Annotated in this window: 20 protein-coding genes and 1 pseudogene; 15 read left to right on the forward strand and 6 right to left on the reverse strand. The window is 65.0% G+C overall.

What is annotated here, in order from left to right; all coding sequences use genetic code 11:
- Position 1: 1 nt before the first annotated feature.
- Positions 2–883 (reverse strand): LysR family transcriptional regulator, encoded by an 882-nt coding sequence (locus ACFJI2_RS15310; RefSeq protein ID WP_377700820.1) that lies wholly within the window; start codon positions 881–883, stop codon positions 2–4.
- Between the two features lie 146 nt (positions 884–1,029).
- On the opposite strand from ACFJI2_RS15310, the gene ACFJI2_RS15315 reads away from it, so the two are divergent.
- Both ACFJI2_RS15315 and ACFJI2_RS15320 read left to right on the forward strand, forming a co-directional pair.
- The gene (locus tag ACFJI2_RS15315) at positions 1,030–1,728 is read left to right on the forward strand and encodes a dienelactone hydrolase family protein (protein ID WP_377700821.1); all 699 of its coding nucleotides are present in this window, start codon (positions 1,030–1,032) and stop codon (positions 1,726–1,728) included.
- 50 nt (positions 1,729–1,778) lie between these two features.
- Entirely contained in the window at positions 1,779–2,768 is a 990-nt protein-coding gene (locus tag ACFJI2_RS15320) for an alpha/beta fold hydrolase (protein WP_377700822.1), read from the forward strand.
- A gap of 137 nt (positions 2,769–2,905) precedes the next feature.
- On the opposite strand, the gene ACFJI2_RS15325 is transcribed toward ACFJI2_RS15320, so the two are convergent.
- A complete protein-coding gene (locus ACFJI2_RS15325) occupies positions 2,906–3,556 on the reverse strand; it encodes an SDR family NAD(P)-dependent oxidoreductase (protein WP_377700823.1) in 651 nt (216 codons plus the stop codon).
- A gap of 234 nt (positions 3,557–3,790) precedes the next feature.
- Here ACFJI2_RS15325 and ACFJI2_RS15330 point away from each other — a divergent pair, with 234 nt between their 5' ends.
- From ACFJI2_RS15330 to ACFJI2_RS15355, 6 genes and pseudogenes are all read left to right on the forward strand, one after another.
- Entirely contained in the window at positions 3,791–4,489 is a 699-nt protein-coding gene (locus tag ACFJI2_RS15330; RefSeq protein ID WP_107870159.1) for a FadR/GntR family transcriptional regulator, read from the forward strand.
- Between the two features lie 381 nt (positions 4,490–4,870).
- Positions 4,871–5,602 (forward strand): annotated as a pseudogene (locus tag ACFJI2_RS15335) (glycoside hydrolase family 88 protein); the annotation flags it as partial.
- Between the two features lie 91 nt (positions 5,603–5,693).
- Positions 5,694–6,083 carry a glycoside hydrolase family 88 protein gene (locus ACFJI2_RS15340; protein WP_377700824.1) on the forward strand — a complete coding sequence of 130 codons (390 nt, stop codon included), beginning with the start codon at positions 5,694–5,696 and terminating at the stop codon, positions 6,081–6,083.
- Positions 6,084–6,092: 9 nt separating this feature from the next.
- Entirely contained in the window at positions 6,093–7,316 is a 1,224-nt protein-coding gene (locus ACFJI2_RS15345) for a DUF4861 family protein (protein WP_132137568.1), read from the forward strand.
- Positions 7,317–7,389: 73 nt separating this feature from the next.
- Complete coding sequence (locus ACFJI2_RS15350) at positions 7,390–10,350, forward strand: TonB-dependent receptor (protein WP_377700825.1); 2,961 nt, start codon at positions 7,390–7,392, stop codon at positions 10,348–10,350.
- A gap of 107 nt (positions 10,351–10,457) precedes the next feature.
- On the forward strand, positions 10,458–11,351 hold the full coding sequence (locus ACFJI2_RS15355) for an N-acetylmuramoyl-L-alanine amidase-like domain-containing protein (protein WP_377700826.1): 894 nt from the start codon (positions 10,458–10,460) through the stop codon (positions 11,349–11,351).
- A 101-nt stretch (positions 11,352–11,452) separates the two neighbouring features.
- Here the strand turns inward: ACFJI2_RS15355 and ACFJI2_RS15360 are convergent, their stop codons facing one another.
- From ACFJI2_RS15360 to ACFJI2_RS15370, 3 genes are read right to left on the reverse strand one after another with little or no spacing between them, the layout of a single operon-like run.
- A complete protein-coding gene (locus tag ACFJI2_RS15360) occupies positions 11,453–12,091 on the reverse strand; it encodes an NAD(P)H-dependent oxidoreductase (protein ID WP_107979120.1) in 639 nt (212 codons plus the stop codon).
- Between the two features lie 57 nt (positions 12,092–12,148).
- Complete coding sequence (locus ACFJI2_RS15365; RefSeq protein WP_377700827.1) at positions 12,149–13,801, reverse strand: long-chain-fatty-acid--CoA ligase; 1,653 nt, start codon at positions 13,799–13,801, stop codon at positions 12,149–12,151.
- A gap of 8 nt (positions 13,802–13,809) precedes the next feature.
- Positions 13,810–15,798, reverse strand: a complete 1,989-nt coding sequence (locus ACFJI2_RS15370) for an alkyl/aryl-sulfatase (protein ID WP_377700828.1) — start codon at positions 15,796–15,798, stop codon at positions 13,810–13,812.
- 109 nt (positions 15,799–15,907) lie between these two features.
- On the opposite strand from ACFJI2_RS15370, the gene ACFJI2_RS15375 reads away from it, so the two are divergent.
- From ACFJI2_RS15375 to tnpC, 7 genes are all read left to right on the forward strand, one after another.
- Positions 15,908–16,843, forward strand: coding sequence for a LysR family transcriptional regulator (locus ACFJI2_RS15375; RefSeq protein ID WP_377700829.1), 936 nt, complete (start codon positions 15,908–15,910; stop codon positions 16,841–16,843).
- 67 nt (positions 16,844–16,910) lie between these two features.
- Positions 16,911–17,102 carry a hypothetical protein gene (locus ACFJI2_RS15380; protein WP_107870174.1) on the forward strand — a complete coding sequence of 64 codons (192 nt, stop codon included), beginning with the start codon at positions 16,911–16,913 and terminating at the stop codon, positions 17,100–17,102.
- 170 nt (positions 17,103–17,272) lie between these two features.
- The gene (locus ACFJI2_RS15385; RefSeq protein ID WP_377700830.1) at positions 17,273–19,495 is read left to right on the forward strand and encodes a protein kinase; all 2,223 of its coding nucleotides are present in this window, start codon (positions 17,273–17,275) and stop codon (positions 19,493–19,495) included.
- A 4-nt stretch (positions 19,496–19,499) separates the two neighbouring features.
- Complete coding sequence (locus tag ACFJI2_RS15390; RefSeq protein WP_377700831.1) at positions 19,500–20,006, forward strand: hypothetical protein; 507 nt, start codon at positions 19,500–19,502, stop codon at positions 20,004–20,006.
- Between the two features lie 568 nt (positions 20,007–20,574).
- On the forward strand, positions 20,575–20,961 hold the full coding sequence (tnpA, locus tag ACFJI2_RS15395; RefSeq protein ID WP_377700832.1) for an IS66-like element accessory protein TnpA: 387 nt from the start codon (positions 20,575–20,577) through the stop codon (positions 20,959–20,961).
- Positions 20,958–21,305: an IS66 family insertion sequence element accessory protein TnpB gene (gene tnpB / locus ACFJI2_RS15400; RefSeq protein ID WP_377700833.1), complete on the forward strand. Its 348-nt coding sequence runs from the start codon at positions 20,958–20,960 to the stop codon at positions 21,303–21,305. The genes tnpA and tnpB overlap by 4 nt, the downstream gene beginning before the upstream one ends.
- Before the next feature lie 29 nt (positions 21,306–21,334).
- Positions 21,335–22,876 (forward strand): IS66 family transposase, encoded by a 1,542-nt coding sequence (gene tnpC / locus ACFJI2_RS15405; protein ID WP_377700834.1) that lies wholly within the window; start codon positions 21,335–21,337, stop codon positions 22,874–22,876.
- An 82-nt stretch (positions 22,877–22,958) separates the two neighbouring features.
- Here the strand turns inward: tnpC and ACFJI2_RS15410 are convergent, their stop codons facing one another.
- Positions 22,959–24,578: a sigma-54-dependent transcriptional regulator gene (locus tag ACFJI2_RS15410; protein ID WP_377700835.1), complete on the reverse strand. Its 1,620-nt coding sequence runs from the start codon at positions 24,576–24,578 to the stop codon at positions 22,959–22,961.
- Positions 24,579–24,683 lie beyond the last annotated feature (105 nt).

Raw genomic sequence — 24,683 nt, forward strand, 5'->3', positions numbered from 1 at the left:
CCTAGCCGCACATCATGTCGCGGCTGTCGGCGTACAGCTTGGCCAGCCAGGCCGACACGGCCTTGAAGCGCGCAATGGAACCGGCGTCGCGGTGGCTGAGCAGCCATAGCTCGCGCTGCACCTCGGGCTTGTCGCCCAGCCGCCGCAGTCCCGGCGGCTGGCCGATCAGGCAAGGCAGCAGCGCCAGCCCCAGTCCCTCCTCGCAGGCGCGCAGCATGGTGGTCAGGCTGTTCACGCGCACCGGGCCGCGCACGCATGGCCCCAGATTCCGTATCCATTTCATCTCTGGCACATGGGAGAGCTGGTCCCCATACATAATCCAGGGCTGCTCGCCCCATTGCCCGCGCGGCGCCGGCGCCGATTTGGCGCTGCCGTAGACGGTCCAGCCGATGTCGCCCAGCTTGCGCATCACCAGCGCCGCGTCCTCGCCCGGCTGCGCCAGGCGCAGCGCGAAGTCCGCCTCGCGGCGCGTGAAGGACAGGTTGTCGTTGTCCGCCAGCAGGTGCACGTCCAGCTGCGGATACTGCGCGTGCAGCGACGGCAGCTGCGGTATCACCCAATGGTCGAACAGGAAATCGATGGCGGTGATGCGCACCGCGCCCGTAATGGCTTCCGCCTCGCGCGATGAGGCCAGCAGCATGCTTTGCACGTTGCCGTACACGGCCTCGCCGTACTCCACGAACACGCGACCCGCCTCCGTCAGCTGGTAGCGCGTGTTATCGCGGATGAACAGCCGCAGCTGTAGCGACTTCTCGGCGGCGGCGATGCGGCGGCTGATGGTGGACGCGTCCACCCCCAGCTCGCGCCCGCTCGCGCTCATGCTGCCGGTGCGCGCCAGCGACAGGATCAGCGGTATGTCGTTCCAGTCGAAATCGTTTGCCATGCCATTAGCCATTCGTCGTTTGTTTCCCTATCCCTATCGAAAGATCCGCATTTTTACAAAGCGACATTGCAGCTTTGTCCGTTCCCTTGCCGCGTTTTCGCACCTAAGATGCATCCATCGAAACGCAAACAAACAAGGAGCCACAGATGAAACCAGGCATCACCATCCAAGCGGAAGACGGCACGTTCAACTGCTACGTGGCGCGTCCCGCCGGCGCCGCAGCGGCCCCCGTCGTCGTCGTGCTGCAAGAGATCTTCGGCGTCAACGCCGGCATCCGCAGCATTGCCGACAGCTACGCCGCGTTCGGCTACATCGCCGTCGCCCCCGACCTGTTCTGGCGCGCCGAGCCCGGCCTGGACATGTCCGAGGCAAGCGAAGGCGACTGGGCCAAGGGCTTCGCCCTGTACAGCGCCTACGACTTCGACAAGGGCGTGCGCGACATCGCCGCCACCGTGGCCGCCGCCCGCACCCTGCCAGGCGCCAGCGGCAAGGTCGCCGTCACCGGCTACTGCCTGGGCGGCCTGCTCACCTATCTGACCGCAGCGCGCAGCCGCGCCGACGCCTTCGTGGCCTACTACGGCGGCGGCACCGAGAAGTTCGCCGCCGAGGCCGTCAACGTGCAGGACCCGCTGCTGTACCACCTGGCCGAAGAAGACGAATACATCGGCAAGGAAGCGCAAGCCACCATCAAGGCCGCCTTCAGCGGCAACCCGAACATCGAGCTGCACAGCTACCCCGGCTGCAACCACGCGTTCGCGCGCCCCGGCGGCAACCACTACGACAACGCCGCAGCGGAACTGGCCAACGGCCGCACCGTCGCCTTCTTCAAGCAACACCTCTCTTAATGTAGCACAGCGATTTTCAACTCTCTATTCACTAAAAGGAAGAACCCATCATGTCCACCAAGACCCACGAACAGGCAGTAGAAGTGAACACCGCACGCCGCAGCGCACTGACCGGCGGCGCCAGCCTGGCTGCGATTGCCGCAGCCGCCATGCTGCCGCTGGCAGCGGCTGGCGAAGCGCAAGCCGCCCCCACCGCCAAGCCGATGCGCAAGACGGCCAGCACCATCGCCACCAAGGACGGCGTGGACATCTACTACAAGGATTGGGGCTCGGGCCAGCCCATCGTGTTCAGCCACGGCTGGCCGCTGAACTCGGACAGCTGGGAATCGCAGATGTTCCACCTGGCGAACAACGGCTTCCGCGTCATCGCGCACGACCGCCGCGGCCACGGCCGCTCCAGCCAGCCATGGGACGGCAACGACATGGACCACTACGCCGACGACCTGGCGGCCGTGATTGAGGCGCTGGACCTGAAAAATGCCATCCTGGTGGGCTTCTCCACCGGCGGCGGCGAAGTGGCGCGCTACGTGGGCCGCCATGGCACCAAGCGCGTGGCCAAACTGGTGCTGGTGTCGGCGGTGCCGCCGCTGATGCTGAAAACGCCCGACAATCCCGGCGGCCTGCCGATCGAAGTGTTCGACGGCATCCGCGCGGGTTCGGTGAAGGACCGTTCGCAGCTGTACCTGGACATCGCCAGCGGCCCGTTCTACGGCTACAACCGTCCGGGCGCAAAGCCGTCGCAAGGGATCATCAATTCGTGGTGGATGCAGGGCATGATGGGCGGCCACAAGAACACCTATGACTCGATCAAGGCCTTCTCGGAGACCGACTTCCGCGCCGACCTGAAGAAGTTCGACAAGCCGACCCTGGTGATCCACGGCGATGACGACCAGATCGTGCCGATCGATGCGGCGGGCCGCGCTTCGGCCGCGCTGGTCAAAGGCGCCAAGCTGATCGTCTATCCGGGTGCGCCGCACGGCTTGACCGATACGCACAAGGATAAGGTCAACGCCGATCTGCTGGCCTTCGCCAAGGCCTGAGCGGCGCGGGCACGGCGGGTTACGGCGTTCCGCCTGACCCGCCCTACGGGATGCCCCTGTTGATTCGCAATTCGTCGTTCGTAGGGCGGGTTAGCGCCAACGGCGCGTAACCCGCCGCAGCGACGCCCACCACCGCCTTATTTTCCGCCGCCAACCGTCAGCGTGGTGGCGGTAATATACGACGCCGCCGGCGACAGCAGCCATACCGCCGGCTCCGCAATCTCCTCCGGATTGGCCGGCCTGCGCATCGGGATGCCCGGCGCGGCGCGCTCCAGCCGGTACGCATCCCCGCCGCGCGCGTGGATCTCGGTCAGCGTCATGCCTGGCGCCACGCCGCACACGCGGATGCCTTCCGGCGCCAGCTCCCTGCCCAGCCCCATGGTAAACGCCTCGACCGCCGCCTTGCTGGCCGCATAATGCACATAGTCCCCCGCGCTGCCGCTGCTGGCAGCCGTGGACGAGATATTCACGATCACGCCCTTGACCCCGCTGCGCTTGAACGACGCCAGCGCCGCCCGGCAGCAATCCATCAGCCCCAGCACGTTCACCTGGAACACCTGCGCGATGCCGGCCGGATCGGCGTCCATGAAGCGTCCCAGCCCGCCGGTGATGCCGGCGTTGTTCACCAGCGCCGTCACCGGCCCCAGTTGCGCCTCCACCGTGGCGAACAGGCGCGCCACGTCCTCCGGCACGCCGACGTCGCCCTGCACCGCCACCGCGCGGCCGCCCTGCGCCGCAATCTGCTGCACCACCTTGTCCGCCGACGCTGCGTCGCTGTGATAATTCACCCCCCACCGCATACCCGTCCTGCGCCGCGCGCAAGGCGATGCAGGCGCCGATGCCGCGTCCCGCGCCGGTCACGATCAATACCTTGTTCATCCTGTTCCTCCCAGCTGGCAATGCCTGCCAGTGTAGCGCAGCGGCCCGCAATTGGTTTGTCCGCCTTGCAAGATTGGCCTAGCCAAACTAAAATCTGAGCCACCTTGCATCATTCACCACATTCTCTCGGACACGCCCTCTCAATGAAGAAAACTCCTGCGCCGCGCGAAGCCCCAGTCGCCGAGCCGCGCCTGTACCGGGTCGTTGCCTCTCGCATTCAGCAACTTATCAAGGACGAAGACATCCAGCCCGGCTCCCGCCTGCCGGCCGAACGCGAACTGGCCGCCAAGCTGGAAGTGAGCCGCGCCTCGCTGCGTGAAGCGCTGATCGCGCTGGAACTGGGCGGGGTGGTCGAAGTGCGCGGCGGCTCGGGCGTGTACGTGTCCGAACTGGTGGAACCCCCGGCCGAAATGCCGGAAGTCGGCCCCGGCCCCTTCGAAGTGCTGGCCGCGCGCCGCCTGATCGAGTCCGAAGTGGCGGCGATTGCCGCCAAGGTGGCCACCGATTCGGCCGTGGACGCCATCCTGAAGGCCGTGATGGAGATGGAGCGCCACCACGAGGACCGCACCAGCAACGAGCAGGCCGACCGCAACTTCCACCTGGCCATCGCCCGCGCCACCGGCAACACGGCGCTGGTGGGCGTGATCGAATACCTGTGGAACCAGCGCGGCACGCTGTGGCACAAGCTGAAGGAGCACTTCCAGACCGAGGATTTGCGCAAGCAAACCCTGCAGGATCACCGCAAGGTGCTGGAGGCGATCGCCTCCCACGACGTGGCCGGCGCCCGCCAGGCCATGCGCGCCCACCTGGAGCGCGTTACCCGCACTTTCTCGCGCGGATAAGTTTTTTTGCCAGCGCCGCCCGGCGCTGGCGCGCAAGTCTCCCCTCTCGTCGCCCCTTTCCCGGCCCCATTTGTCTCCCCTGCAACACATGAAGCGGCTAGTCCGCCTTGCACATTTGGTCAGACCAAACTAGAATGGCCTGACCAAATGACGCACCATCATCAAAAGCAGCGCCAACGGAGACAAATGAATACCACCAAGAAACTGCTGGCCAGTGCGGCCGCCCTCACCCTGCTGCTGGGCTCCGCCCAGGCCGAAGGTCCCTACCGCAACCCGGACAACAAGAACCTGGCCGATCCCGGCGAGGGCACCTATCCCGTTCCGTACAAGATGCCGGTGGTATCCGAAGTCACCGAGGTGCTGAACCGCATCCGCGGCTATATGGACGCCTCCACGCCCACCCGCGTCATCGACAAGAAGACCGGCAACCAGATCACCGACTTCAGCAAGCCTATCAAGGATGCCGTGTTCGCCCCCAGCAATGGCGACTTCGGCATCATGGTGTATGAAATGGGCGTGGTGCACGCCGGCCTGATGAAAGCGGCCGAAGTCACCGGCGACCAGCACTTCACCGACATGACCCGGCGCCACTTCCAGTTCTTCGCCGACACCCTGCCTTATTTCCGCGCCCAGGAACAGCAGTTCAAGCTGGAGCGCGCCAACAGCTTCTCGCGCTTCCTGGACCCGCGCGCGCTGGACGATTCCGGCTCCATGTGCGCGGCGCTGATGCGCGCCCGCGAGCGCAAGATCGGCCCCGATTTGAGCAGCATGATCGCCACCTGCAGCGACTGGGTGGCCAACAAGCAGTTCCGCCTGCCGGACGGCACCATGGCGCGCAAGCGTCCGCAAGCGATATCGCTGTGGGGCGACGACATGTACATGAGCATCCCCGCGCTGGCCGAGATGGGCCGCATGACCGGCAAGCGCGAGCACTATGACGACGCCGTCAAGAACGCGCTGCAGATGTCGCACTACCTGTTCAACCCGCAGCTGAACCTGTACACGCACGGCTGGCACGCCAACATCCCGGACGCGCCGCGCTTCTACTGGGCGCGCGCCAACGGCTGGGCGGTGATGGCCATGTCCGACCTGCTGGACGTGCTGCCCAAGGACCACCCCGGCTATCCGAAAGTGCTGGCCCAACTGCGCCTGAGCCTGAAAGGCATCGCCGAGCTGCAATCGGGGCAGCGGCCTGTGGCACCAGATGATAGACCGCAACGACTCCTACCTGGAAACGTCGGCCAGCGCCATGTTCGTCTACGTGATGGCGCACGCCATCAACCAGGGCTGGATCAGCCCCACCACCTACGGCTCCATCGCGCAGGCCGGCTGGGCCGGGCTGGTATCGAAAGTCACCGCCAAGGGCGAAATCGAAGGCATCTGCGTGGGCACCACGCTGGCCGGCGACCAGACTTATTACTACCACCGCCCCACCAGCGTGGACGCGCTGCACGGCTACGGCCCGACGCTGCTGGCCGGCGCCGAGATCATCAAGCTGATCAAGAACCCGAATATCGCGGTCGAGCACCGCGTGCGCACCTACCACTACATGCCCAAGACGGCCGGCCAGACCGACTACCGCGAACACCATTAAGGAGACGCCATGAAAACCACCATCACTCCCCTGCTGGCCGGACTGCTGGCCGCCTCGCTGGCCACGCTGGCGCCGCTGGCGCAGGGCGCCGCCTTCACCGTCAAGCTGAGCCACGACCTGGACATCGCGCGCCCGTCCGAGACCGTCACCATCCCCTGGGTGGAAGTGAACCGCCAGCTGCCCGGCGCGCTGATCCAGCGCCTGGCCGTGAAGGACGCCTCCGGCCGCGTGGTGCCGCACCAGGTGACCAACGTCAAGCCGCAAGCGAAAGACCCGAAGAATGAAGGCGCCGCGTACGGCGAGCTGATCTTCCAGCACAGCTTCGCGGCTGGCGAAAAGTCCGCCACCTACACCATCGAAACCATCGACGCGCTGGCGCCGCCGTTCGCCAGCCAGGCCTCGGCGCGCTACGTGCCGGAGCGCCTGGACGACTTCGCCTGGGAAAACGACAAGCTGGGCCACCGCACCTACGGCCCGGCGCTGGCCGCGCCAGCCGAGCCGGGCAGCGGCAAGGAAGTGCTGGAGACGAGCGGCCTGGACCTGTGGTTCAAGCGCGTGAACTACCCCATCGTCGACCGCTGGTACAACAAGGGCCACGACCACTACCACCATGACGAAGGTGAAGGCATGGACATGTACAACGTCGGCAAGTCGCGCGGCGCGGGCGGCGCCGGCGTCTGGCTGGGCGGCACCCTGTACACCAGCAGCAACTACGCGACCTGGAAAGTGCTGGCCAACGGCCCGGTGCGCGCTATCTTCGAGCTGAGCTACAACGCCTGGAACGCAGGCGGCACCCAGGTTAGCGAAGTCAAGCGCTTCACCGTGGATGCCGGCCACTACCTGGACCGCATCGACAGCACCTTCACCTTCAGCGGCCCGAAAACACTGCCCATTGCCATCGGCCTGAACAAGACCCCGACCGACAAGGGCGAAGACCCGAAGATCGCCGTCGTCAAGGACAAGGACGCCAGCGCCGTGCTGCAGTGGATACAGCAAGCCACCAAGGGCGCCTTCGGCGTGGCCGTGGTGCTGCCCGGCGCCACCGACTACACCGAGGACAAGCTGAACGAGCTGATCGTCGCCAATGCCACCTCCGGCAAGCCGCTCACCTACTACGCGGGCGGCGCCTGGGAACGTTCCGGCGACATCACCTCGCAGGCGCAGTGGCAAGCCTATGTGAAGAACGCCGCGGCGCGCGCGCGCAATCCGGTGCGCGTCACCTGGAAACAGTAAAGCAGCACAGCAGCACCGCAACATCGCAGCATCGTCAGCGTCGTACTCAATACATAAAACTACAGGGACAAGTATGGACAACAACGAACCACAACGCCGGCCGGGCCGCTTCAACGTGCGCCTGGCGGGTTCCACCTCGATCACCGCGATGGCCCTGGCCATCGGCGCCGCTTACGCCCCGGCGTATGCGCAAAGCACGCCGCCCCAGGAAACCGCCACCGTGGTGGTGACCGGCATGCGCGCCGCGCTGGAAAGCGCCCTGAACAAGAAGCGCGAGGACAACGGCATTGTCGACGTCATCAAGGCCGAAGACATGGGCAAATTCCCCGACACCAACCTGGCCGAGTCGCTGCAGCGCGTGCCCGGCGTGGTGATCGACCGCGACGCCGGCGAAGGCCGCAGCATCACCGTGCGCGGCCTGGGACAGGACTTCACGCGCGTGCGCATCAACGGCATCGAAGGCCTGGCCACCACGGGCGGCACCGACAGCTCCGGCGGCGCCAACCGCTCGCGCGGCTTCGACTTCAACGTGTTCCCGTCCGAGCTGTTCAACTCCCTCACCGTGCGCAAGAGCTCCTCGGCCGACGTGGACGAAGGTTCGCTGGGCGCCACGGTGGACCTGCAAACGACCCGCCCCTTCGACTTGAAAGGCTTTAACGCCACCGTCATGGCCAAGGGCAAGTACAACGACCTGTCGAAAAAGACCGATCCGCGCGTCGGCTTCCTGGTATCCAACACCAACGCCGACCGCACCCTGGGCTTCCTGATTTCCGGCGCCTACTCCAAGCGCCAGGTGCTGGAAGAAGGCTTCTCCACCGTGCGCTGGGATAACGGCCCCTCGTCGGGGGGCTGGTGCGCGCCGCAGGGCGTGACCGCCAACCCGAGCAATTCCACCGCCACCACCTGCGGCCCGGCCGCACAAGGCGTGCCGCGCCTGCCCGCCTCGGCCGCTGCCACCGCCGCCTACAACGAGGCGAGCAAGGCCGAGAACTTCATCCCGCGCCTGCCGCGCTACGGCCGCCTGACGCACGATCAGGACCGCCTGGGCCTGACCGGCTCCTTCCAGTGGCGCCCGGCGCGCGGCTCGCTGCTGACCTTCGACATGCTGTACTCCAAGCTGGACGCCACGCGCCAGGAAGACTTCCTGGAAGCGATCTCCTTCAGCCGCACCGCCACCCAGGGCGGCAAGCCGCAGACCAGCGTGGTCGAAGCCCAGTTCGCGCCGAATGGCTCGCTGCTGTACGGTAAATTCAACGGCGTGGACGTGCGCGCCGAATCGCGCTTCGACGAACTGTCCACCACCTTCACCCAGCCCACACTGACCCTGGAGCAGGACATCGGCGACTCGCTGCGCCTGCTGGCCAAGGTCGGCACGGCCAAGTCCAAGTTCCGCAACCCGGTGCAGACCACCACCACGCTGGACGCGCTCAACGTCAACGGCTACACGATCGACTTCCGCCAGAACGACCGCATGCCGTCCATCAGCTATCCGTTCGATCCGGCCAACCCCGGCGCGGCGATGGGCATCGTCGGCGTGCCGGTGGCCACCTCCGGCACCCAGCCGGCCTCGGTCGCCAACACCACCACCAGCGAAATCCGCATCCGTCCGCAAGGCGCCACCAACACCAACGACGTGGGCCAGCTGGACCTGGTATGGGAAGCCAACGACCGCCTGAGCTTCAAGACCGGCGTCAACTACAAGAAGTACAGCTTCGACTCCTACGAATTCCGCCGCGTGAACCAGGGCGACACCATCTTCGCGCCGCCCGCCGGCACCAGCATGGCCAGCCTGATGACCACCATCAGCGGCTTCGGCAAGGGCCAGAACCTGCCGGCCGGCACCGCCACCTCGTGGGTGATCCCGGACCTGAACGCCATCGCCAAGGCCTACGACATCTACTGCAACTGCATCAAGAGCGGCCCGGCCGGCGGCCCCGGCGACTTCACGCTGTCCTCCATCACCAACGGTAACGCGCGCGGCAACAACCGCTCCGTCACCGAAGAGGACAAAGGCTTCTACCTGATGGGCGACTTCAACCAGGAAGTGGCCGGCATCCCGCTGCGCGGCAACTTCGGCGCGCGCTACGTCAAGACCGGCATGAGCGCCACCGGCTACCAGTCGGCCGGCGGCGGCTCCGCCGTCACGGTGGACAACGACTACTCGGACGTGCTGCCATCGTTCAACGTCGCGGCCAGCCTGACCAAGGACTTCATCGTGCGCCTGGCCGCGGCCAAGGTAATGACCCGTCCGCAGCTGGGCAACCTGTCGCCCGGCGGTACCGTGGCCACCACCGGCACGCTGACCATCACTTCCGGTAACCCGCTGCTCAAGCCGTTCCGCGCCAAGACCTTCGACACCAGCTTCGAGTGGTACCACGGCAAGAACGCCTTTATCGGCCTGGGCCTGTTCCAGAAGAACATCAGCACCTACATCCAGAGCCTGCGCACCAACGTGGCGTTCAAGGACACCGGCTTGCCGATGTCGCTGCTGCCGTCGAACTTCAACGGCGACGAAATCTTCCAGGTCACCGCGCCGGTCAACACCGACGGCGGCAAGCTGAAAGGCTTCGAGCTCAACTTCCAGCAGCCGTTCACCTTCCTGCCGGACTGGGGCCGCAACTTCGGCACGCTGATCAACTACACCCACGTCAAGTCCAAGATCGAGTACCTGGTCTCGCCCACGGCCAACACCACCATCACCGACGACCTGCTGAACCTGTCGCCGCGTTCGTGGAACACCACCTTGTACTATGACGACGGCAAGTTCAGCGCCCGCCTGTCCGCCTCGCAGCGCGCCTCCTTCGTCACCCGCGTGCCGGGCCAGAACAACAACGACGTCGAAGGCAAGAACAAGTCCACCAACGTCGACGTGTCGATCTCCTACAAGATCAACGACAAGCTGGACCTGACGCTGGAAGGCGTGAACCTGACCAACGAGCCGAACGACCAGTTCGTCAGCCGCGCGCGCAACAGCGTGGTAGTCAACAACGTCACCGGCCGCGAATTCCTGGCCGGCCTGCGCTACAAGTTCTAAGCCTCTTCAGCAACGCGGCACGCAGTCCCAAGCCCGCCCCTCTCCTGAGGGCGCGGGCTTTTTAATTTCCGCGATTCGTTATATCGTAGTGCTTTTTGCGAGCCCATATGATCCGCATCGCCGCCCTCGCCCTCGCCGCCATGCTCGCAGGCTGCGCCAGCGTGCCGACCGCGCAGCAGCCCAAGCAGATATACCAGATGTCGCCGCAGGAAGCGGACGGCTACATCGCGCAAATGCAGCAGTCCGAGCCCGACCTGCGCAAGCGCATCGCCGCCATCGGGCGCCGCAACATCGGCCAGCCCTACATGCTCAACCTGCTGGGCGAATACCCGTACGAACTGCACGACACCCTGCCCACCTTCAGCCTCGCGCAAAGCGACTGTGTCGTGTTCGCCGAACACACCTACGCCATGGCGCTATCGCGCAACTGGAAAGAGTTCTACTGGATGCTGCAGCGCATACGCTACAAGGACGGCGTGATCGGCGTGGCCACGCGCAACCACTACACGGAACAGGACTGGAACATCAACAACGGCTGGCTGGTCACGGACGTGACGCGCCAACTGGCCGGCGACTACGCCGCCTCCTACCCGCTGCGGGTAGACCGCCAGCACTTCCTCAAGACGCGCCACCACACCGACGTCAGCCTGCCGGTGCAGACCAGCACCGAATACTACGTCCCCAAAGAGCGCGTGGCCGACGTGCTGGGCCAGCTGCAGGACGGCGACTTCGTCAACGTCATCTCCACGCGCGACGGCGGCTACTGGGCCTCGCACGTCGGCCTGGTCGTAACGGCAGCGGACGGCAAGCGCATGTTCCTGAACTCCGCCGAACCGCAAGTACGCGAAGAAAGCTTCGAACAATTCAACGCCCGCACCGCCGAGCGCGAAGCCCGCAACGCCGCCGCAGGCAAAAACGGCCAAAACCTCGCCGGCTTCAAATTCCTCCGCCTGAACGACAACATCATCGTCCCCCCCGCCCTCCCCCAACCCCGCCCCTGAACGGGGTCAGGTCCGGCATCGCGCCACATAAAATTGGGGTCAGGTCCGGCATCACGCCAAAATGGCGTGATGCCGGACCTGACCCCAACTAAATTCGGCGATTACTTCAGTTCGGTGATGAACTGCTCGCGCGGGCGGCGGACTTTTTTGAGGTTGACCAGCCAGTCGCCTTCGTCGGCGCGGTAGCCGAGCGGCAGCATGACCACCGAGCGCAGGCCGCGTTCGCGCAGCTTGAGGATGTCGTCTACCTTGGCCGGGTCGAAGCCTTCCATCGGCACGGAGTCGACCTGCTCTTGCGCGGCGGCGATCAGCGCGGTGCCGACGCCGATGTAGGCCTGGCGCGCGGCGTGCTGGTAGTTGGTCTCGGCGTCGCGCTGCGGGTAGGTGTTGAGCAGCTGCTGGCGGTACGCTTCCCAGCCTTCGTTCTTGAAGCCGCGCACTTCGTTCACCAGGTCGAACATCTGGTTGATGCGTTCGGTGGTGTAGTTGTCCCAGGCGGCGAATACCAGCAGGTGCGAGCAGTCGGTGACCTGGCCCTGGTTCCACGCGTGCGGCTTGATCTGCTCGCGCAGTTCGGGATTGGTGACGACGAATACTTCATACGGCTGCAGGCCGCTGGAGCTGGCCGTCAACCGCACCGCTTCCAGGATGCGGTCGACTTTTTCTTGCGGAACCGCCTTGGCTGGTTCCATCTTCTTGGTGGCGTAACGCCATTTGAGTACTTCGAGCAAATCGGACATGAGGGCTGCTTTCTTGTTAGTGAACCTGGCCCCCATATCGCGACGATCCGGGCTATTTCAAGCCGTTTGCTCCATCAGCCGGTTTTTGTACTGCTGGCGCAGGCCCAGCTTGTAGATTTTGCCGGTGGCGGTGAGCGGCAAGGCGTCCACGAACAGCACCCGGTCCGGCAGCCAGAAACGCGCCACGCGGCTGCCCAGGTAGGCCAGCACGTCGGCTTCGCTGACGTCGGCGCCCGGCTTGCGCACGCACAGCATCAGCGGCCGTTCCTGCCATTTGGCGTGCGCCACGCCGATCACCGCCGCCATGGCGATGCCGGGGTGACCCACCGCCGTGTTTTCCAGGTCGATCGACGAGATCCATTCGCCGCCGGACTTGATCACGTCCTTGGAGCGGTCCACCAGCATCACGTAGCCGTCCGCGTCGATGGTGGCGATGTCGCCGGTGTCGAAGTAACCTTCGGCGTCGAGGATGGCGCCGCCTTCGCTCTTGAAGTAGCTTTGCACGATCCACGGCCCGCTCACCAGCAGGTGGCCGCGCGCCACGCCGTCGTGCGGCAGGCGAACGCCGTCTTCGCCAACGATCTTGAGCTGCACGCCGAACACGGCGCGGCCCTGTTTCATCTGGATGTCGTAGCGCTGCTCGGCGCTGAGCGCGGCGTGCTTGGGCAGCAGCGAGCAGATCACGCCCAGCGGACTCATTTCAGTCATGCCCCAGGCGTGCAGCAGGAAGGCGCCGAACTCGCGGTCGAAGCGCTCGATCATGGCGCGCGGCGCGGCCGAGCCGCCCACCACGGCGGTCTGCAGGCACAGGTCCGCGCGTGGCTTCAGGCTGTTCTTGTCGATGTGCTGGAACAGCATCTGCCATACCGTGGGCACGCCGGCGGCCAGCGTCACGCGCTCGTCGCGCATCAGGCTGTAGATGCTGGCGCCGTCCATGTGCGGGCCGGGCATGACCAGCTTGGTGCCTGTCATGGCGGCGGCGAACGGCAGGCCCCAGGCGTTCACGTGGAATAGCGGCACCACCAGCAGGATGCTGGCGTTGGCGGACGCATTCATGATGTCCGGCAGGCCCACCACGCAGGAGTGCAGCACGGTGGAGCGGTGCGAGTACAGCACGCCTTTGGGGTTGCCGGTGGTGCCGGAGGTGTAGCACAGCGACGCGGCGCTGCGCTCGTCGAACTGCGGCCAGGCGAAGCCGTCGGCGCTGGGCGCGTCGGCCAGCATGGTTTCGTAGCAGCCCAGCATGGGCACGGCCGGATTGGCGGCGGCCAGCGTGGCGGCGCCGCTCATGGCCACGTAGCGCTTGACCTTGGGCGCGCGCGATTGCAGGCGCTCGATCAACGGCGCGAAGCAGATGTCGAAAAACAGGAACTCATCTTCCGCGTGGTTGACGATGTAGTCCAGCTGCTCCGGCGCCAGGCGCGGGTTAATCGTGTGCAGCACGGCGCCCAGGCCCATCACGGCGAAGTACAGCTCCAGGTGGCGGTGCGTGTTGGTGGCCAGCGTGGCCACCATGGTGCCTTGCTTGACGCCCTGGCTGGCCAGCAGCTGCGCCAGGCGGCGCGCGCGTTCGCCCACTTCGCGCCAGTTGCTGCGGTGGATGGCGCCTTCCACCGTCTTGCTGATGATTTCCGCTTCGGGATGGAAGCGCTCGGCGTGCTCCAGCAGCGAGGAGATGAGCAGCGGCTTGTCTTGCATTTGACCGAACATGAACGTCCTTATGGGGTAACGATGTTGAAGCGGGGGTTGAATTCGGCCACGGCGCCGAACACGGCGCCCAGCTTGCGCGGATCGCCTTCGAGCTTGACCGCGCCGGACTGCACCAGTTGCGGCAGCGGCACCTTGGCCACCAGCATCTGGAACAGCGCGGCGCGCGTCATCGTCAGCGATACGTCCGCCTTGGGCAGCACGCGGCCCTTGGTGTTGTTCAGCACGGAGTTCGACAGCTCCAGCGCGTAGTGCTCGCCGCTGTCGGTGAAGGCGATGTTGATGCCCAGGCTGACGCCGTCGGTCTTCTTGTGGTCCAGGCGCACGGCCAGGAAGTCGAACACCATGTCGGTCGGCAGCGCGGCCAGCATTTCGGGCGACTGCGCGGACAGGCGCAGCGTCTTCACGCCGTCGCGCAATTCGTTCGCGCCGGTGAGGTAGGCGTTGCGCCAGATGGCCGATTCGGCCTGGTAGCCCAGCTGCTCCAGCGCGTCCGCCTGCAGCTCGCGCGCGGCGCGGTTGGACGGCTCGGCGAACACCAGGTGATTCACCATCTCGGCCACCCAGCGGTAGTCGCCGTCGGCGTAGGCTTTGCGGCCCAGCGCCAGCACCTTGTCCGCGCCGCCCATCGCGGCCACGTAGCGCTTGGCGCTTTCCACGCGCGGCAGCGGGTTCAGGGTGGCCGGGTTGGCGTCGTACCAGCCCAGGTAGAAATTGTAGACCCCGCGCAGGTTGTGGCTGAAGGTGCCGTAGTAGCCGTGCGTGGACAGGTCCTGCTGCAGCGCCTTCGGCACGAAGGTGGCGTTGCCCAGGTCGTCGGGCGTCACGCCCTGGTTGGCCAGGTGCAGCGCCTCGTCGTGGATGAAGCGGTACAGGTCGCGGTGATTGGTCAGCTGGCCGCGCACGCGCTCGGCGCCCCACACCGGCCAGTGGTGGCTGCGGAACGAAACTTCGGCTTGCGGGAACAGGTCCAGCATCTCGTTGATGTATTTGCTCCAGCCCAGCGCATCGCGCATCTTGGCGCCGCGCAGGGTGTAGATGTTGTGCATGGTGTGCGTCACCACTTCGGACAGGCACAGTGCCTTGAACTGTGGCAGGTAGAACACGAATTCGGACGGCGCCTCGGAGCCGTTCGCCATCTGGAACACGAACTGCACGCCGTCGATGGTCATCTGCTGGCCGGTCTTGCTGACGGTGTCGGTGGGCGCCAGCATGCCCATGGTGCCCACGGAGACGCCCTTGCCCAGGCCCGCGCCCACGCCCTCTTGCGCGGAGGCGCCGATGGCCGGGCCGAACTGGTAGGCGGCGCGGCGCGCCATGGCGTTGCCGGCCAGGATATTCTCGGCTATGGCCGATTCCATGAAACCTTCCGGCGCAATGATGCGCACCTTGCCGGCCTTCACGTCCGCCATGCTGGTCACGCCCAGCACGCCGGCGAAGTGGTCCAGGTGGCCGTGCGTGTACACCACCGCGACCACCGGCTTGCGCGCCAGGTGCGCCATGGCCAGCTCCAGCGCGGCCTTGCCGGCTTCGGCCGAGGTCAGCGGATCGACCACGATCCAGCCGCTGTCGCCTTCGATCAGCGTAACGTTGCCCACGTCGATGCCGCGCACCTGGTAGATGCGCTCGCTGACCTTGAACAGGCCGGCTTCGTTATTCAGTTGCTCGTTGCGCCACAGGCTGGGGTTGACGCTGGCCGGCGCCGCGCCTTGCATGAAGGCGTAGCGGTCCGCGTCCCATACCGGCTGGCCGGCGGCATTCTTCAGCACGCCCGGCGGCAGCGGCGCGATGCGGCCGCGCTGCGCATCTTCAAAGGCCTGGCGGTCGGCCAGCGGCAGGCCGGCGCCGAAGGCGGCGTTGCGGCTGGCGGTGTAGGACGTGGCGGGTTTGGCCGCGGCCTTGGCGGCGGGCGCATTGTCTGCGGCAATCGCGGACGCGGCGGGCAGCGCATAGGCGAGCGCAAGGGCAAGCGCGACGGCGCGGGCGATGGGGGTCTGCATGAATCTGTCTCCGTTAGGGTTTTGTACCGGCAAGTCTAGGGACGCCCCTTTCCACTGTCCAATGCATCATTTACATCGCTATAATCCAAGTTTTGCATGACTGACCGCCATGGACATCAAACGCATGCGCCACGCCATCGCCCTGGCTGACGAACTGAGCTTCGCCCGCGCGGCCGACAAGGTGCACCTGAGCCAGCCCGCCCTGAGCCGCAGCATCCAGATGCTGGAACAGGAGCTGGGCCTGGCGCTATTCGACCGGGACAACCGCAACGTGGCGCTGACCAGGGTGGGCGCGCAATTCATGGAGCAGGCGCGGCGGCTGGTCTACCAGGCGCGCAGCCTGGAGCGCGACATGGGCCTGCTGCGCAGCAGCGAAATCGGCCAGGTCGCGTTCGGCTGCGGCCCGCTGCCCACGGCCGCCTTCCTGCCCGGCCTGCTGCGCAATGTGCGCGCCGACCGCCCCGCCCTGCAGCTCACCGTCAGCAGCAACAACTGGCGCTACCTGCTGCAGCACCTGCGAGCCGAGGAAGTCGAGTTCTTCATCGCCGACACGCGCGACATCGCGCCCGATCCGAACTTGACGGTCACTCCGCTGTGCCGCCAGTTCGGCGCCTTCCTGTGCCGCGCCGGCCACCCGCTGCTGGCCCAGCCCCAGCGCACGCCGCGCGACCTGCTACAATACGGCTTCGCCTCGCTGAAGATGCCGGTCAGCATGCACGTCGCCCTCGGCCAGCTGTGCGGGCTGGACGCGCACGAGCGCCTGCCGGTCGCGCTCGAATGCGACAACGTGCGCCTGCTGGCCGACCTGGTCCGCAGCGAAGACGTGATCCTGATGGCCACCGAGGCGGCCGTGGCGCAGGATGTGCGCGACGGCGCCCTGCTGCCGCTCAGCTTCAGCCAGCAGCCGCAGCTGTTCGCGGACATCGGCGTGGTCCAGCTGTACGGACGCAGCCTGTCGCCCGGCGCCGCCCTGGTGCTCAGCCACCTGCGCGCGGTTGCCGCCGCAGCACCTGCCACGGCCATGCACCCCGGCGCCCTGCCTTGAAATGTGGCACGCATCCTGCTTACTAGGCTGTCGGCGCTGTTGCCACTGTCTGTAACCGAGGTAGGAAATGAACACTGAAATAGTCCGCAAAACCGTCTCCACCGCCCTGGTGGCCGCATCGATCCTCGCACTGGCCCCAGCTGCCCACGCAGCGGCCACCGGCGCCAACAAGGACGACCGCCCGTCCTGGCTGCTGGGAGCGCTGAGCATCGTTGTCGCCATCGCCGTGCGGCGCAAGACTGTCAACACTGACGTGTAAAAAAGCCGCCGAAAGGCGGTTTTTTACATGGAAATTGACACTTCGTTTTCACAATCATTACCTAAGCACAATATTTCACTGGCGGATGCGCGTCCGCTATGCGAGACTCACCATATCTGCTATTGAAAGGCGGTTCGGCAATGCAAGCGCCGGTCCGCCCCCGGAAAGATATGGAAAACCACGCCGCCGAAGTCACCAGCCCGCCGCAAGACGTCCCCCAGTTCAGGCATTACCAGATTTTGGCGCGCCTGGGCGCGGGCGGGCACGGCGAAGTGTACGAAGGCTGGGACAGCCGGCTGCGCCGCAAGGTCGCCATCAAGCGCCACCGCGCATTAGACCCGCTGCGCGACCCCGCCAGCCTGGTCAAGGAAGCGCGCATGACCGCCTCCCTGCACCACCCGGCGTTCGCGCAGATCTACTCGATTGAACAGGACGACGAAGGCTGGGCCATCGTCATGGAGCTGATCGCCGGCCAGACCTGGCGCCAACTCGCGCAGGACAAGGAACACCCGCTCGACCTGCCGACGGTGCTGGGCTGGATGGTGCAGCTGGCCGAAGCCATGGAAGCGGCGCACCAGTCCGGCCTGATCCACGGCGACCTGAAGCCGTCCAACCTGATGCTCGACCCGGCCGGCAAAGTCCGCATCCTCGACCTCGGCCTGGCCTTCCACGACGACGCCCAAGCCACCACGTCCGTGATGCAGCTGGAGCAGCAAGGCACCATCGCCTACATGGCCCCCGAAGTGCTGCTGGGCGCCGCGCCGGGGCGGCAGTCGGACATCTACGCCATGGGCGTGATCCTGTTCGAACTCGCCACCGGCGCCCGCCCCTTCGGCAACATGAGCGGCCTGGCGCTGGCCGCCGCGCAAATGCAATCCTCCTCCGCCGACTGGACGTTCCCCGACACGCTGCCCGACGAAGTCGTCCAGCTGATCCGCGCCATGACGGCCCGTCGGCTGGACCAGCGGTTGGCTACAATGAAACTAGTAGGTCAGCGTGCCGCCGCTTGCGCCGGGCATTGGGAGCAAGTCGCTGCAGCAGCCGTAGCAAGTGGCGCCCCCCCGCGAACATTGCGGCCTAAGCAGCGCTGGCTCAGTCGAGCAGGCGCCTGGGCGCGTACGCCGGGAGGTATGGCGACGGGAATCGCCTCAATTACGTTCACGCTCGGGTTGATCGGCTGGCAGTTGGTTCACTACTCGCCCCTTATGGGTTCCCCCGTTCCAATATTCTCCAAGGCACAAGCTATATCGCGCGCCTTGACCGCATTGCAGCAATTCGAAATGCCAGATCGGTTGGATGATGCGGCGCGCGACTTCAATGCGATTCTGAAAGTTGATCCAGACAATGCGGCTGCTGTAGCAGGCATGTCGCTAGTTTACAGCGCTCGCTACGCAAACGACCAGCAAGACGAAACTTGGCTTCAACGTGCTGCGGCCGGCGCACAACAAGCACTCAGATTGGACAGCCAGCTCGCGCTTAGCCATGCGGCACAGGGATTGGTCTTACTCAAACAAGGCCAATTGGAGAAAGCGCTTACAGAGTGCGAAAGCGCGCTTGCACTGGAACCTGGTCACTTTTTCGGAACGGCTGGCAAATTCCAGGTGCTAACCAAACTACGTCGCTATGACGAAGCGCGTCAATTAAGCGAGCAGGCTATGCGACAGCATCCTGGCGAACGTTATTTCGCAGACGCACTCGGAACAGTGCTTTTTGAGCAAGGCAATTATGCGGCGGCAGAAAAAACATTCCGTCACAGTATCGAATTGCAGCCCGACTCCCATATTGCATACGCGAATTTGAACGCCGCCTTACTGCGCCTTAACCGTGGCGACGAAGGCCTGCGCATTCTGCAGCAAGGCTTACAAGTACGACCAAGCGGCAAACTATATACCAGCCTAGGGAATGCCCTTTTTGCGCGTGGTGACTACGTGGGAGCCGCAGACGCATTCCAACGTGCCGTAACTCCGCCAGTGGGTAATCCCAAGCACTACCTACACTGGGCTAATCTCGGCGACACTTTGCTGTGGCTCCCTGGCCGTGCTGCAGAAGCGCGCGACGCCTACCAGCATGCACTGGCACTTCTTGAACCGCGCCTGGAGCGAACCCCAGAGGATGCGACGCTGCTATCTCGGATGGGTTTGTATTCAGCGCGCGCAGGGGAGAACGCAAAAGCGGTGCAACTATTGGAACAAGCGACCCGCCTTGCCCCTAGACTGCCCGACGTGCAATTCCGAGCGGGCTTGGCATACGAATTGCTTGGAAAACGTGACCTTGCATTGGCAGCATTAGTGCAGGCAAAACAGAACGGGTACCCATCAAGTGCTATCGAATCCGAACCGGACCTAGTAGCACTACGTAGAGACCCTAGATACCTATCCCAACTAACGGAGTAAAACCATGAGAGACGTGATCCTCACCGCCACTTTCGATATAGACCAAGACAGCCAACTGCTGCGCTGGTCTTTTACAGCAGACGGTAAACCGATCTCAGGCCAAGGGGTAGAAACGGGCTTGCTCGCGTTCAAACTGGGGGACAATTTGACCGTAGTAGTGCAAGCCAGGAGTGAATTCGGCAGGCTCAAACAAGTGGACATCCAAAGCTGCAATTTAATTACGATGCCACGCGCCTTCACCAAACGTGAAAATCCTGAACGTGCCGGCGAATTCCCCGAACCATCCCCATTTGGCGACCAATACGCCGTGGTCGACCTCGGGAATGGCATTTGCGATGCTAGCGGAGCAAGTTCCGCCATTTGGCATGCCCCCCGCGAACTGACGTGTGACAACTTGGGACGATGGGAGTTGTCCTTCATCATTACGACCAATATTATTTACACAGACGGAGAGGTGGAACGGCGTGTATTCGCCTTCGATCCAGAGTGCGATGTTGGAACTGGGCTGTAGAGCTTGAATCCGGCTTCCATTAGATAAGCGCCGAATAGCGCCGCCAAGCCTAGATCTCGGGGGCGCGCTACCCAAGACGCCGAGCCAAAATCATAGCGATTTGGCAAAATATATGCCGCGCCGCGCTATGGACTCTTCCAAAGTCTTTGGCTGAAAAAAAAACGCTTATACTAACTGACGATGGATTGTACGCAATACAAGCAGACCCAAAATCGAGTCGGCAAGAACCAATAATCCTTAGTTATCCATACAAGCTAGCACTGTAGCGCGCCGGCAAGCCCTTGGAGTGCGCAACGCACCGGTCGACATTGCCATGCCAGACTGCTAGCGTGATCCATAGGGCTATCTTGGCGATCCCAGGAATCGCCTCACCTGCTGATTGCCTTGTCAATCAGCGGGGATATGGCTGGCTGCGGAAGTCCCTTCGCTGGCTGTGACAAAGTGCGTATTTCCTGAGCGCAAAATCCTATACTATGATCGTAAGCGTCTCCCAGCGCCGTCTGGACTGCCTGACCAGCGTAATCCATGATCGAATTTTGGCACAGCGTTGTGCCCACAATTTTCGATTATGGACACAAATTTTCAACCGATCATTTCCAAGAATCCACGCGGCCACTACCGCCAGCACCCGCTCGAGTTCAAGCGCGCATTGGTGGCGCTGTCGCTGGAGCCGGGCGCTTCGGTCGCGCGCATCGCGCGCGAGCACGGCGTCAACGCTAACCAGGTGTTCAGCTGGCGCCGTCTCTATGAGCAAGGGCGCCTCGGCGTGCCTGCGTTAATGCGGGATGATGGCTTGTTGCCGGTGGTGCTGGCGCCAACGGCGCCTGCTCCGAATAACGACACCTCCGACGCCAGCGGCATTATCGTGTTGGAGTTGGGCCAGGTCCGCGTGCGGATCGAAGGCCAGCCCAATGCCGCTGCGCTGGCGCAAGTGTTGGATCGGGTTCTACGATGATCGGCCTGCCCGCTGGCACCAAGGTCTGGCTCGCCGCCGGCACCACCGACATGCGCTCCGGCTTCAATGGGCTGGCTGCCAAAGTGCAGACGGCGCTGGAGGAAGATCCGTTCAGCGGGCACGTTTTCGTGTTTCGTGGCCGGCGCGGCGATCTCATCAAATTACTGTGGTGGACCGGTGACGGGCTGTGCCTGCTGGCCAAGCGGCTGGAGCGTGGCCGCTTCATCTGGCCGCAGGCCAGCAACGGCTCGGTGGCGTTGACGCAGGCGCAGCTGTCGATGCTGCTCGAGGGCATAGACTGGCGGCGCCCCGAGCGAACTTGGAAACCAACCTCGGCCTTGTAAACGTGATACGCCTCGCGTAAACTCGGCGCATGCTCAGCCCAGCCGACCTGCCCAACGAAATCGCCGCCTTGAAGGCGCTGCTGCTCGCTCAAAACGAGGTGGTGGAAGGTCTGCGCGAACAACTGAACACGCGCGCCGTCGAGATCGAACACCTCAAGCTGCAGATCGCGAAGTTGCGGCGCATGCAGTTCGGCCGCAAGTCGGAAAAGCTGGACCACCAGATCGAGCAGCTGGAATTGCAACTGGAAGACCTGCAGGCCGACGAGGCCGAGGCGGCGCGCGAGATGCCGGCGGCCGACCAGGCGCCGCGCAAAAAATCGGTGCGTCGGCCTCTGCCCGATCACCTGCCGCGTGACGAGAAGGTCTATGCGCCAGCGGCCGACGCCTGCCCGGCCTGCGGTGGCGGCCTGCGGCCGCTGGGCGAAGACGTGGCCGAGCAACTGGATTTCGTGCCGGCCAGCTTCCGCGTGATCCGCCATGTGCGTCCCAAGCTTGCTTGTTCCTGCTGCGATGCGATCGTCCAGGCACCGGCACCGAGCCGGCCGATTGAGCGCGGCATTGCCGGTCCCGGCCTGCTGGCCCACATCCTGGTGGCGAAATTTGCCGATCACCTGCCGCTGTATCGCCAGTCGGTCATTTATGCCCGTGAGGGCGTCGACCTTGACCGCGCCCTGTTGGCGAGCTGGGTCGGTTCGGCCAGCGCACTGCTGCGTCCGTTAGTTGACGCCGTTCGGCGCCACGTGCTGGCAGCGTCGAAGCTGCATGCCGACGACACCCCGATCCCTGTGCTGGCGCCCGGCAACGGAAAAACCAAGACGGCGCGCTTGTGGACCTACGTGCGTGACGACCGGCCTTCGGGCGACACCGCACCGCCAGCAGTCTGGTTTGCGTACACGCCCGACCGCAAGGGCATTCATCCGCAGACCCACCTGGCCAAGTTCGAAGGCGTGCTGCAAGCCGATGCGTATGCTGGCTTCAATGCCTTGTTTGAAAATGGAACGATCCGCGAAGCCGCCTGCTGGGCGCACGCGCGACGCAAGTTCCATGACCTGCACGCGGCGCGACCGACGGCGCTGACCACCGAGGCATTGCGCCGGATCGCCGAGCTCTATGTGATCGAGGCAGATATCCGAGGCAAACCTCCCGACGAACGAAGGCAGGTTCGGCAAGCCCGCTCGCGCCCGCTACTCGATGACCTGGAACACTGGCTGCGCACCACGCTCGATACGCTGTCGCGCAAGTCCGACACTGCGGCGGCGATCCTGTACGCGCTCAAACTCTGGCCGGCGCTGCTGCGCTATTGCGATGACGGCGCCATCGAGATCGACAACTCGGCGGCCGAGCGCGCCTTGCGTGGCGTAGCGATAGGCCGCCGCAACTACCTGTTTGCCGGCGCCGACAGCGGCGGCGAGCGCGCTGCCGCGATCTACTCGTTGATCGGGACGGCCAAGCTGAACGGTGTCGACCCCGAAGCTTGGTTGCGCCATGTGCTGACGCATATCGCCGATCATCCCGTCAACCGGGTTGATGAATTCTTGCCGTGGAACTGCGGCCTGCCAGCAGCCCTCTGAGATTACGCCGCTTCCCAGCGGTGTGATGCCATCATCGATCAAATTGCCAAGGCACTCAAGACGGCGCTGAGCGGACGCTTACTCAGTTAATGCCTAACGCCCCCAAGTAGCGCCTCAGCGCCTCAGCCGGCGTTCTGAGCTGCGCGGCGCAGCGGTCGACGGCGCCGTCGCAGGCCGCTAGCGCGGTGCGCAGTTCTTCTTCGGCGATCCGCTCGGGTCGCCGGATTTGCGGGTGGTCGTCCAGCAGCTTGTACATGGTCGGCCGCGAAATGCCCAGCGATTGCGCCGCACTCAGGATGCGCCAGCCGTTGCCGTCCATCGCGGCCAGCACTTCTTCGTGATCGGGCATGGCGCGCCGGCCGCGCTTGGCTTCCGCAGGCGCCGGTGACGCCCCGCCTCCCCCAACCTGGCCCGCGCCGGAGTGCGCTGCGCCACCATAACCCGCTCGGGCCTGGCCAGCGCCGTATGGCACGCCATCCGCCCCGCCCTCGTCACTTTGCGCCGTTGACGCAGCCAAACGCGCCGCGCTGCCTTGCGGGGTCGCGACGCTGCGCGTCAGTGCACTCAGCAGCGGCACTTCACCCATGCGCACCGATAGCAGCGCGCGCCGCACCACCTGCGCCAGCTGGCGAACATTGCCCGGCCAGTCGTAGCAGGCGCAGTCGCTGACCAGCGCGAACGGGAATTCTTCGGGCGCGGCCCCGGCTTCGGCCAGGAAGTGCTGGATCAGCACGCCGATGTCTTCGCGCCGCTCGCGCAGCGGGGTCATGGGGATGACGTAGCTCTCCAGGCGTCGCAGCAGCGCGTGGTTGAAGGCGCCGCCGTACAGGTCCTGGTCGGTGGCGGCGATCAGGCGCGCGCTGCTGTGGCGGTCGCCCGCCGCGCCCACCGGGCGGTAGTCGCCGCTTTCCAGCACGCGCAGCAGCATGGGTTGCACCACGGCCGGGGTATTGCCGATTTCATCGAGGAACAGGGTGGCGCCGTCGGCCTCGCCGAACAGGCCCGCGCGCACAGTCTGCGCGCCGGTGTAGGCCCCCTTGGCGGCGCCGAACAGTTCCACCGCCGCCAGCGATTCGTTCAGGGTGGCCATGTTGACCGCCACCAGCGGCGCGCCCGCGCGCGAACTCATGGCGTGGATGGCGCGCGCCGCCACTTCCTTGCCGCTGCCGGTTTCGCCCAGCAGCAGCACCGGCATATTGGTCTGCGCGGCGGCGCGGATCTGCTCGCGCATCATGATGGCGGCGCTGCCCACGCCCAGCAGGCCGGCCACCGGATTGTGGCGCGGCAGCGAGGTTGCCCAGTGCAGGCACAGCAGCACGGCGCGGCCCAGGCCCAGCACGGCGCCGTCGGCCACGCGTTCGGCGTTCAGGTGCTGCACGGTGCGCACTTCCTCGCCGTCCAGCTCGAAGATCATGCGGCTGTCCGGCGGCGTGATTTCCAGGCCGCCGTCCGGCGTGCGCGCGATGCGCAGCGGCTGGCGCGAGATGCCGCCGTAGCCCAGCGGCAGGCGGTCCTTGCCGGGCCGGCTGAACATGGGCATGAAGCGGCCCAGCTCGATCACGCCGTCACCGCTGCCATCCAGGTACTGTTCACCCACCCGCGCCGGGTCGGGATGCCACAGCACCGTCAGCGCCAGCACGGGGCCGCCGGTCACTTCGGCATCGCGCAGCGGAGAGGTCAGCGTGTAATCGGAATCGTTCAAGCCTGCAACCAAAATCTTCTCCTAGTGTAAATGACAATGTAAAGCTCGCCGGTTGACATGTCAATTAATGAAACTGAATGGTTGCAATCTGCAAATGACCCTGTT

The sequence above is a fragment of the Pseudoduganella sp. UC29_71 genome (assembly GCF_042693265.1).
In the GTDB taxonomy this organism is placed as follows: Bacteria; Pseudomonadota; Gammaproteobacteria; order Burkholderiales; family Burkholderiaceae_D; genus Rugamonas.

What these genes read in the sequence shown, in the direction of transcription:
- ACFJI2_RS15365 (WP_377700827.1), bottom strand. Translation starts at nt 13,801, where the DNA reads ATGTTCGGTCAAATGCAAGACAAGCCGCTGCTCATCTCCTCGCTGCTG.
- ACFJI2_RS15310 (WP_377700820.1), bottom strand. Translation starts at nt 883, where the DNA reads ATGGCAAACGATTTCGACTGGAACGACATACCGCTGATCCTGTCGCTG.
- ACFJI2_RS15390 (WP_377700831.1), top strand. Translation starts at nt 19,500, where the DNA reads ATGAGAGACGTGATCCTCACCGCCACTTTCGATATAGACCAAGACAGC.
- ACFJI2_RS15345 (WP_132137568.1), top strand. Translation starts at nt 6,093, where the DNA reads ATGAAAACCACCATCACTCCCCTGCTGGCCGGACTGCTGGCCGCCTCG.
- ACFJI2_RS15340 (WP_377700824.1), top strand. Translation starts at nt 5,694, where the DNA reads ATGATAGACCGCAACGACTCCTACCTGGAAACGTCGGCCAGCGCCATG.
- ACFJI2_RS15320 (WP_377700822.1), top strand. Translation starts at nt 1,779, where the DNA reads ATGTCCACCAAGACCCACGAACAGGCAGTAGAAGTGAACACCGCACGC.
- ACFJI2_RS15380 (WP_107870174.1), top strand. Translation starts at nt 16,911, where the DNA reads ATGAACACTGAAATAGTCCGCAAAACCGTCTCCACCGCCCTGGTGGCC.
- ACFJI2_RS15350 (WP_377700825.1), top strand. Translation starts at nt 7,390, where the DNA reads ATGGACAACAACGAACCACAACGCCGGCCGGGCCGCTTCAACGTGCGC.
- ACFJI2_RS15360 (WP_107979120.1), bottom strand. Translation starts at nt 12,091, where the DNA reads ATGTCCGATTTGCTCGAAGTACTCAAATGGCGTTACGCCACCAAGAAG.
- tnpC (WP_377700834.1), top strand. Translation starts at nt 21,335, where the DNA reads ATGCTCAGCCCAGCCGACCTGCCCAACGAAATCGCCGCCTTGAAGGCG.
- ACFJI2_RS15375 (WP_377700829.1), top strand. Translation starts at nt 15,908, where the DNA reads ATGGACATCAAACGCATGCGCCACGCCATCGCCCTGGCTGACGAACTG.
- tnpA (WP_377700832.1), top strand. Translation starts at nt 20,575, where the DNA reads ATGGACACAAATTTTCAACCGATCATTTCCAAGAATCCACGCGGCCAC.
- ACFJI2_RS15330 (WP_107870159.1), top strand. Translation starts at nt 3,791, where the DNA reads ATGAAGAAAACTCCTGCGCCGCGCGAAGCCCCAGTCGCCGAGCCGCGC.
- ACFJI2_RS15385 (WP_377700830.1), top strand. Translation starts at nt 17,273, where the DNA reads ATGGAAAACCACGCCGCCGAAGTCACCAGCCCGCCGCAAGACGTCCCC.
- ACFJI2_RS15315 (WP_377700821.1), top strand. Translation starts at nt 1,030, where the DNA reads ATGAAACCAGGCATCACCATCCAAGCGGAAGACGGCACGTTCAACTGC.
- ACFJI2_RS15370 (WP_377700828.1), bottom strand. Translation starts at nt 15,798, where the DNA reads ATGCAGACCCCCATCGCCCGCGCCGTCGCGCTTGCCCTTGCGCTCGCC.
- ACFJI2_RS15355 (WP_377700826.1), top strand. Translation starts at nt 10,458, where the DNA reads ATGATCCGCATCGCCGCCCTCGCCCTCGCCGCCATGCTCGCAGGCTGC.
- tnpB (WP_377700833.1), top strand. Translation starts at nt 20,958, where the DNA reads ATGATCGGCCTGCCCGCTGGCACCAAGGTCTGGCTCGCCGCCGGCACC.